Source organism: Pseudomonas sp. PGPPP1 (assembly GCF_002255865.1).
GTDB classification, from domain to species: domain Bacteria; phylum Pseudomonadota; class Gammaproteobacteria; order Pseudomonadales; family Pseudomonadaceae; genus Aquipseudomonas; species Aquipseudomonas cremoris.
Window position 1 is genome coordinate 168,885 of record NZ_NKIG01000011.1, and the last position, 7,432, is coordinate 176,316.

At 59.5% G+C, this 7,432-nt stretch carries 5 protein-coding genes and 1 tRNA gene; 4 read left to right on the forward strand and 2 right to left on the reverse strand.

Translation table 11 applies throughout. The features are described from left to right. Positions 1–15: 15 nt before the first annotated feature. Together CFE47_RS14845 and CFE47_RS14850 are read right to left on the reverse strand one after the other, a co-directional pair. Entirely contained in the window at positions 16–225 is a 210-nt protein-coding gene (locus CFE47_RS14845; protein WP_185704072.1) for a hypothetical protein, read from the reverse strand. Positions 226–324: 99 nt separating this feature from the next. Further along, on the reverse strand, positions 325–1,521 hold the full coding sequence (locus CFE47_RS14850; protein WP_286838095.1) for an amino acid aminotransferase: 1,197 nt from the start codon (positions 1,519–1,521) through the stop codon (positions 325–327). Positions 1,522–1,864: 343 nt separating this feature from the next. Between CFE47_RS14850 and uvrB the strand changes: the two genes are divergently transcribed. From uvrB to CFE47_RS14870, 4 genes are all read left to right on the forward strand, one after another. Beyond that, positions 1,865–3,880, forward strand: coding sequence for an excinuclease ABC subunit UvrB (gene uvrB / locus CFE47_RS14855; protein ID WP_286838096.1), 2,016 nt, complete (start codon positions 1,865–1,867; stop codon positions 3,878–3,880). A 351-nt stretch (positions 3,881–4,231) separates the two neighbouring features. Further along, positions 4,232–5,611 carry an alpha/beta fold hydrolase gene (locus CFE47_RS14860; RefSeq protein WP_286838097.1) on the forward strand — a complete coding sequence of 460 codons (1,380 nt, stop codon included), beginning with the start codon at positions 4,232–4,234 and terminating at the stop codon, positions 5,609–5,611. Positions 5,612–5,710: 99 nt separating this feature from the next. Next, positions 5,711–7,192 (forward strand): glutamate--tRNA ligase, encoded by a 1,482-nt coding sequence (gltX, locus tag CFE47_RS14865; protein ID WP_286838098.1) that lies wholly within the window; start codon positions 5,711–5,713, stop codon positions 7,190–7,192. Positions 7,193–7,339: 147 nt separating this feature from the next. Further along, positions 7,340–7,415, forward strand: a tRNA-Ala gene (locus CFE47_RS14870). Positions 7,416–7,432 lie beyond the last annotated feature (17 nt).

Here is a 7,432-nt window from a genome sequence, read left to right on the forward strand (position 1 = left end):
CATTTTTGATCTTCATCAGCCGCCAAATTGCAGGGTGCCCATGGCCAGTTTTGCCATGATCGCTGTCGCGCCCAACTGCACCAACCACAACGCCAACCCGCCGAGGAACACCCCCAGCGCCACTTGCAACACCAGGCTTTTCTGGCGCTTGGGTTGAGGCGCGCGCGGGGCATAGTCATCCAGTTCGTCGCGGTCGGCGCGCAGGTCCAGGTCGTCGTTTCTCATAGGTCTCTCACAGCAAAGGGGCGGGCAAGGTTCAGTCTAGGAGCTGGGGACAAAAAAGGGGAAACCATCGGCTTCCCCTCCTGTGCAACGGCTACAGGCTTACAGCACCTGAACGATTGCCTTTGTGACCGCGTCAATGTTCGACTGGTTCAACGCCGCGACACAGATACGGCCAGTGTCGAGGGCGTAGATGCCGAACTCGCTGCGCAGACGAGTGACCTGCTCAACGGTCAGGCCGGAGTAGGAGAACATCCCACGCTGGCGGCCGACGAAGCTGAAGTCGTGGCCCGGAGCAGCCTTGGCCAGTTCGGCCACCATCTGCTCGCGCATGCCACGGATGCGCAGGCGCATTTCAGCCAGTTCGGCTTCCCACTGGGCGCGCAGCTCAGGGCTGTTGAGCACCGCGGCAACAATCGCTGCACCGTGGGTAGGCGGGTTGGAGTAGTTGGTGCGGATCACACGCTTGACCTGAGACAGGATGCGCGCGCTTTCTTCCTTGGACTCGCCGACGATTGACAGTGCGCCCACACGTTCGCCGTACAGGGAGAACGATTTGGAGAACGAGCTGGACACAAAGAAGGTCAGGCCCGACTCAGCAAACAGGCGCACCGCAGCCGCGTCTTCGTGGATGCCGTCGCCAAAGCCTTGGTAGGCCATGTCGAGGAACGGCACCAGGTTCTTTGCCTTGACCACGTCCAGCACGTTCTGCCAGTCGGCTGGGCTCAGGTCGACGCCGGTCGGGTTGTGGCAGCAGGCGTGCAGCACCACGATGGACTGTGGGGGCAGGGCGTTGAGGTCTTCGAGCAGGCCGGCACGGTTCACGTCGTGGGTGGCGGCGTCGTAGTAGCGATAGTTCTGCACCGGGAAGCCGGCGGTTTCGAACAGCGCGCGGTGGTTTTCCCAGCTTGGGTCGCTGATGGCGACGACGGCGTCTGGCAGCAGTTGCTTGAGGAAGTCAGCGCCGATCTTCAGGGCGCCGGTGCCGCCAACGGCCTGCACGGTGGTAACGCGGCCAGCGCTCAGCAAAGGCGATTGCTCGCCAAATAGCAGGGTTTGCACGGCTTTGTCATAAGCTGCGATGCCATCGATGGGCAGGTAGCCACGAGCGGCGTGTTGCGCCACGCGAATGGCTTCCGCTTCGGCAACGGCACGCAAGAGTGGAATCTTCCCCTCCTCGTTGCAGTAAACGCCCACGCCAAGGTTGACCTTGGCGGTTCGTGTATCGGCGTTGAATGCTTCGTTGAGGCCCAGGATAGGATCGCGTGGTGCCATTTCGACAGCGGAGAACAGGCTCATTTTTGCGGCAGCTCTATGGGGGATAGGAGGGACGTGTCGCGCTCCAGCCGAATGCACTAGAGCGGTGCACAAACGGGGAGCTAGTATAGAGGCCATCACGGCGCAGGGCGACAACCGAAACGGCTTTTCGGCCAAGTTTTTCGGTTTATTTGCTGACCGTTAGTCTTATTGCAACATTGAACGTGGACGGGGTGTCAGACGATTGCCTTGAAACCCGTCACATTCGCCACCACTTCTATGCCTATCATGGTTTTTTCCTACGACCCGCTCTGAATCTTCGCGGGAAGTGGCCTTTTTCGTCCCCGACGGGTTTACAGTCCGGGGTGACTTCACGAGGTACGTTATGTCGGATTTCCAACTAGTCACCCGTTTTGAACCCGCCGGCGATCAGCCGGAAGCCATTCGCCAGATGGTCGAAGGCATCGAGGCCGGCCTGGCCCACCAGACGCTGCTCGGGGTGACCGGTTCGGGCAAGACGTTCAGCATTGCCAACGTGATCGCACAGGTCAACCGCCCCACCTTGGTGCTGGCGCCGAACAAAACCCTGGCCGCGCAGTTGTACGGCGAGTTCAAGTCGTTCTTCCCGAACAACGCGGTGGAATACTTCGTCTCCTATTACGACTACTACCAGCCTGAAGCCTACGTGCCGTCGTCCGATACCTTTATCGAGAAGGACGCCTCGATCAACGACCATATCGAGCAAATGCGCTTGTCGGCCACCAAGGCGCTGCTGGAGCGCAAGGACGCGATCATCGTCACCACGGTGTCGTGCATCTACGGCTTGGGCAGTCCGGAAACCTATTTGAAGATGGTGCTGCACGTCGACCGTGGCGACAAACTTGACCAGCGTGAACTGCTACGGCGCCTGACGAGCCTGCAATACACCCGCAACGATATGGACTTCGCCCGCGCCACGTTCCGCGTGCGTGGCGATGTGATCGACATCTACCCAGCCGAATCCGACCTGGAAGCGATCCGCATCGAGCTGTTCGACGATGAAGTGGAGAGCCTGTCGGCCTTCGACCCGCTGACCGGCGAGGTCATCCGCAAGTTGCCGCGCTTCACCTTCTATCCGAAAAGCCACTACGTCACTCCCCGCGAAACGCTGATGGGTGCCATCGAAGGCATCAAGGTCGAGCTGGCCGAGCGCCTGGACTACCTGCGCGCCAACAACAAGCTGGTGGAAGCCCAGCGCCTGGAGCAGCGTACCCGCTTCGACCTGGAGATGATTCTGGAGTTGGGCTACTGCAACGGCATCGAAAACTACTCGCGCTACTTGTCGGGTCGTGATTCCGGCGCGGCGCCGCCGACCTTGTATGACTACCTGCCGGACGATGCGCTGTTGGTGATCGACGAGTCCCACGTCAGCGTGCCGCAAGTGGGCGCCATGTATAAGGGCGACCGTTCGCGGAAAGAGACGTTGGTGGAGTACGGCTTCCGCCTGCCGTCGGCGTTGGATAACCGGCCGATGCGCTTTGATGAGTGGGAAGCCATCAGCCCACAGACCATCTTCGTGTCTGCCACGCCTGGCAACTACGAGGCCGAGCATGCGGGTCGTGTGATCGAGCAGTTGGTGCGCCCAACCGGCTTGGTAGACCCGCAAATCGAAATTCGCCCGGCGCTGACCCAGGTCGATGACTTGCTCTCGGAAATCACCAAGCGTGTGGCCCTGGAAGAGCGGGTGCTGGTCACCACGCTGACCAAGCGCATGTCTGAGGACCTCACCGACTACCTAGCCGACCACGGCGTGCGCGTGCGCTACCTGCACTCGGACATCGACACCGTGGAGCGCGTGGAAATCATCCGCGACTTGCGCCTGGGCACCTTCGATGTGCTGGTGGGGATCAACCTGCTGCGTGAAGGTTTGGACATGCCGGAGGTGTCGCTGGTGGCGATCCTCGATGCAGACAAGGAAGGCTTCCTGCGTTCCGAGCGCTCGCTGATCCAGACCATCGGCCGTGCTGCGCGTAACCTCAATGGCCGGGCGATTCTCTACGCGGACCGCATCACCGGCTCCATGGAGCGAGCGATTGGCGAGACCGAGCGCCGTCGTGACAAGCAAATTGCCTTTAACCTGGAGCACGGGATCACGCCCAAGGGTGTGTTCAAGGACGTTGCCGACATCATGGAAGGCGCCACTGTGCCCGGCTCGCGCAGCAAGAAGCGCAAGGGCATGGCCAAGGCCGCCGAGGAAAGCGCCAAGTACGAGAACGAACTGCGCTCGCCGAGTGAGATCACCAAGCGCATTCGCCAGTTGGAAGAGAAGATGTACCAGTTGGCGCGGGATCTGGAGTTTGAAGCGGCGGCGCAGACGCGCGATGAGATTGGCAAGTTGCGCGAGCGCTTGTTGGCTGTCTGAAACGGCACCTTACGTGCGCCTATTGGCAGTCTGAAATCGTCCGTTTCCTACATTTTTGCGGATACCTCCTTGTGATAATTCGGCCCCTTACGGGCCGTGCAGGGAGGGAAAATGATGAGCAATGGAGGGGTTGCACTGACGGCAGCAGGTGGGCGCATCTTTGTGGTGAGTACCCTGTTTTTGAGCCTTGTCGGTTGCATTGGCATGCATCAGCCTGCTGGGCTGGGGATAAAGTGGTTGCCGGCGTGCGAGGCTATTGCTGCCGCTGGCCTGGACCCTGAAGTTTTTTCCCGAACCCAGTGCGGCATCGTCACCGTGCCGCTGGACCATCTGAACCCAAAAGCCGGCACCTTGGCCCTGGACATCACCCGCGTTAACGCCAGGTGGCCTTATAAGCGTGAAGGGGCCGTATTCACTAACCCGGGCGGGCCTGGCTCGTTTGGTAATAGCACGTTCACCCTGGTATTGGCGTCAGTGTGGAAGCGCTTTGGCGATGACTCCGGGGTGGAGGCCTTTCGGCATTTGGTCGATGCCTACGATGTGATCGGGATTACACCGCGAGGGCATGGCAGTCAGAGGGACTCGCAGTTGGTGTGTGAGTCCGACGAAGTGATTGTCGCGCAAAACGATATTTCTGAAGATCAAACACCCGCCAACTTTGCTGCCTTGCAGCATAACGTTGGGGTGTTGGCCCGTGGTTGCGCGAATCAGCGCCTGGCGCGCTATATCAATACGGATCAAACCGCGCGGGACATGGAGTTTGTTCGCGTACTGCTCAAAGAAAACAAACTTAACTATTTCGGTAACTCCTATGGCACTTGGCTGGGTGCCTGGTATGCCGGCCTATTCCCTAAACAGGTAGGCCGCATGGTGCTGGACTCCAATGTGGATTGGACGTCGACGTTTCAAAGCGCCAGTTTGAGTCTGGCATGGGAGAAAGAGCGAGTCTTTGAGCGCTTTGTTGCCGAACGCGCTGCTGCCAACCCGTCGGCGTATCGTTTGGGCGATGACCCTTGGGCCATTCGTGAAACTTTTCTGGAGCTGTTGCCAGAGGTCAGGGCTGCCCTGCGCTCCGATAATGATTTTTACAGCGCGCCTGAATACTTGCTGGCTGCGCGGGTACTCAGCGAGTGGCAGCGGGCCTGGCCTGATATAGGGGAGGCCGAGCTTATGGCGATGGCTCGAACCTTTCGATTCAGTCCTGATGCAGAGGTGGGACAAGCCGCGCGACAGGCATTTATGCAGTTACTGGCGGCCAGCCTGCGCCCCCCACCCTGGAATGGCATTCCTTTGGGCCCGCTGAAACTCACGCCCGAGGTATCTGTGCGAAGCACGGTGTTGTGCAACGACTCGACTTATTCGGATGAGGCGTTCTGGACCGGGAAAGAAACGCTGTATGCCGCTCGTTATCCGGTCGGCGGCAGTTATTTCCATGCCCGGCATTGCACTGCCTGGGCCGGCAAGCAACTGTCGGGCGTTCCGCAAAATGGCTTGAGGCAGGTAGACAGTATCGTGATGGTGCAGGCCGAATTTGACGACCAGACGCCAAAAAGTGGTGCCGTACGGGCGTTTGAGAGTGTGCCCAATGCCCACCTGATTGTGCTCGATGGCGCGTACCGACATGGTGTTTCCTTCAGCGGGTATGACGCCTGCGTTACCCCCAAAGTGGGAGAATACCTGGCCTACGGTCGCAAACCTGAACGCTTGACGGTTTGCCATGCGGCAGATTGAGCGGCGTGGCTAAGCCCCATGCTGGAGCCCGGGGGCCTTGGGCTGTTACCATTCGCCCCTTGTTTCAATTTCAGTTTTATCGCCCATTCGAGACCCGCCATGACCACCGTCCGCACGCGCATCGCGCCATCGCCCACTGGGGATCCCCACGTCGGCACTGCTTACATCGCCTTGTTCAACTACTGCTTTGCCAAGCAGCACGGTGGTGAATTCATCCTGCGGATCGAAGACACTGACCAACTGCGCTCCACCCGTGAGTCTGAGCAGCAAATTTTCGATGCCCTGCGTTGGTTGGGCATTACCTGGGCCGAAGGCCCGGATGTTGGTGGCCCGCACGGCCCGTATCGCCAGAGCGAGCGCAGCGATATCTACAAGCAATACACCCAGCAACTGGTGGACATGGGTCATGCGTTCCCATGCTTCTGTACCGCTGAAGAACTGGACCAGATGCGAGCCGAACAACAGGCCCGTGGCGAAACCCCGCGTTACGACGGCCGTGCGCTGCTGCTGTCCAAGGAAGAAGTGGCCCAACGCCTGGCTGCCGGCGAACCCCACGTGATCCGCATGAAAGTGCCGAGCGAAGGTGTGTGCGTGGTGCCGGACATGCTGCGCGGCGACGTCGAGATTCCGTGGGATCGCATGGACATGCAAGTGCTGATGAAGACCGACGGCCTGCCGACGTACTTCCTGGCCAACGTGGTCGACGACCACCTGATGGGCATCACCCACGTGCTGCGCGGTGAAGAATGGCTGCCATCGGCGCCGAAGCTGATCCTGCTCTACGAATACTTCGGCTGGGAACAACCGCAGTTGTGCTACATGCCGCTGCTGCGTAACCCGGACAAGAGCAAGCTGTCCAAGCGCAAGAACCCGACTTCGGTGACCTTCTACGAGCGCATGGGCTTCATGCCCGAAGCGATGCTCAACTACCTGGGCCGCATGGGCTGGTCGATGCCGGACGAGCGCGAGAAGTTCTCGCTGCAGGAAATGGTTGATAACTTCGATCTGTCCCGCGTGTCCCTGGGCGGGCCGATCTTTGATATCGAGAAGTTGTCGTGGCTCAACGGCCAATGGTTGCGCGATCTGCCGGTGGAAGAGTTCGCCAGCCGCGTGCAGGAGTGGGCGTTGAACCCCGAGTACATGATGAAGATCGCGCCGTTGGTGCAGGGCAGGGTGGAGACGTTCAGCCAGGTCGCACCGTTGGCCAGCTTCTTCTTCGCCGGTGGTGTGAACCCGGATGCCAAGTTGTTCGAGTCCAAGAAGCTCTCCGGCGACCAAGTGCGTCAGTTGATGCAGTTGATCCTGTGGAAGCTGGAAAGCCTGCGCCAGTGGGAGAAGGATGCGATCACCGCGACGATCCAGGCGGTGGTGGAATCCCTGGAACTGAAATTGCGCGATGCGATGCCGCTGATGTTTGCCGCGATCACGGGGCAGGCGAGTTCGGTGTCGGTGCTGGATGCGATGGAAATTCTCGGCCCGGACCTCACGCGTTTCCGTCTGCGCCAAGCCCTTGATTTGCTTGGTGGTGTGTCGAAGAAAGAAAACAAAGAGTGGGAAAAGCTGTTGGGCGCTATCGCTTAATCAGCCTGCTGCAACGACGAAACCCCGGTTTTCCGGGGTTTCGCCGGTAAGTGATTGTTATCCCGGCAAAAAACTTTGGAAATTGTTGAAAATAAATTTGACACACTTCCAAACCGCCATTAAGATTCGCCCCGTCCTCACCGATGAGGGGCTATAGCTCAGCTGGGAGAGCGCTTGCATGGCATGCAAGAGGTCAACGGTTCGATCCCGTTTAGCTCCACCAATTTACAGGTTCAAGGT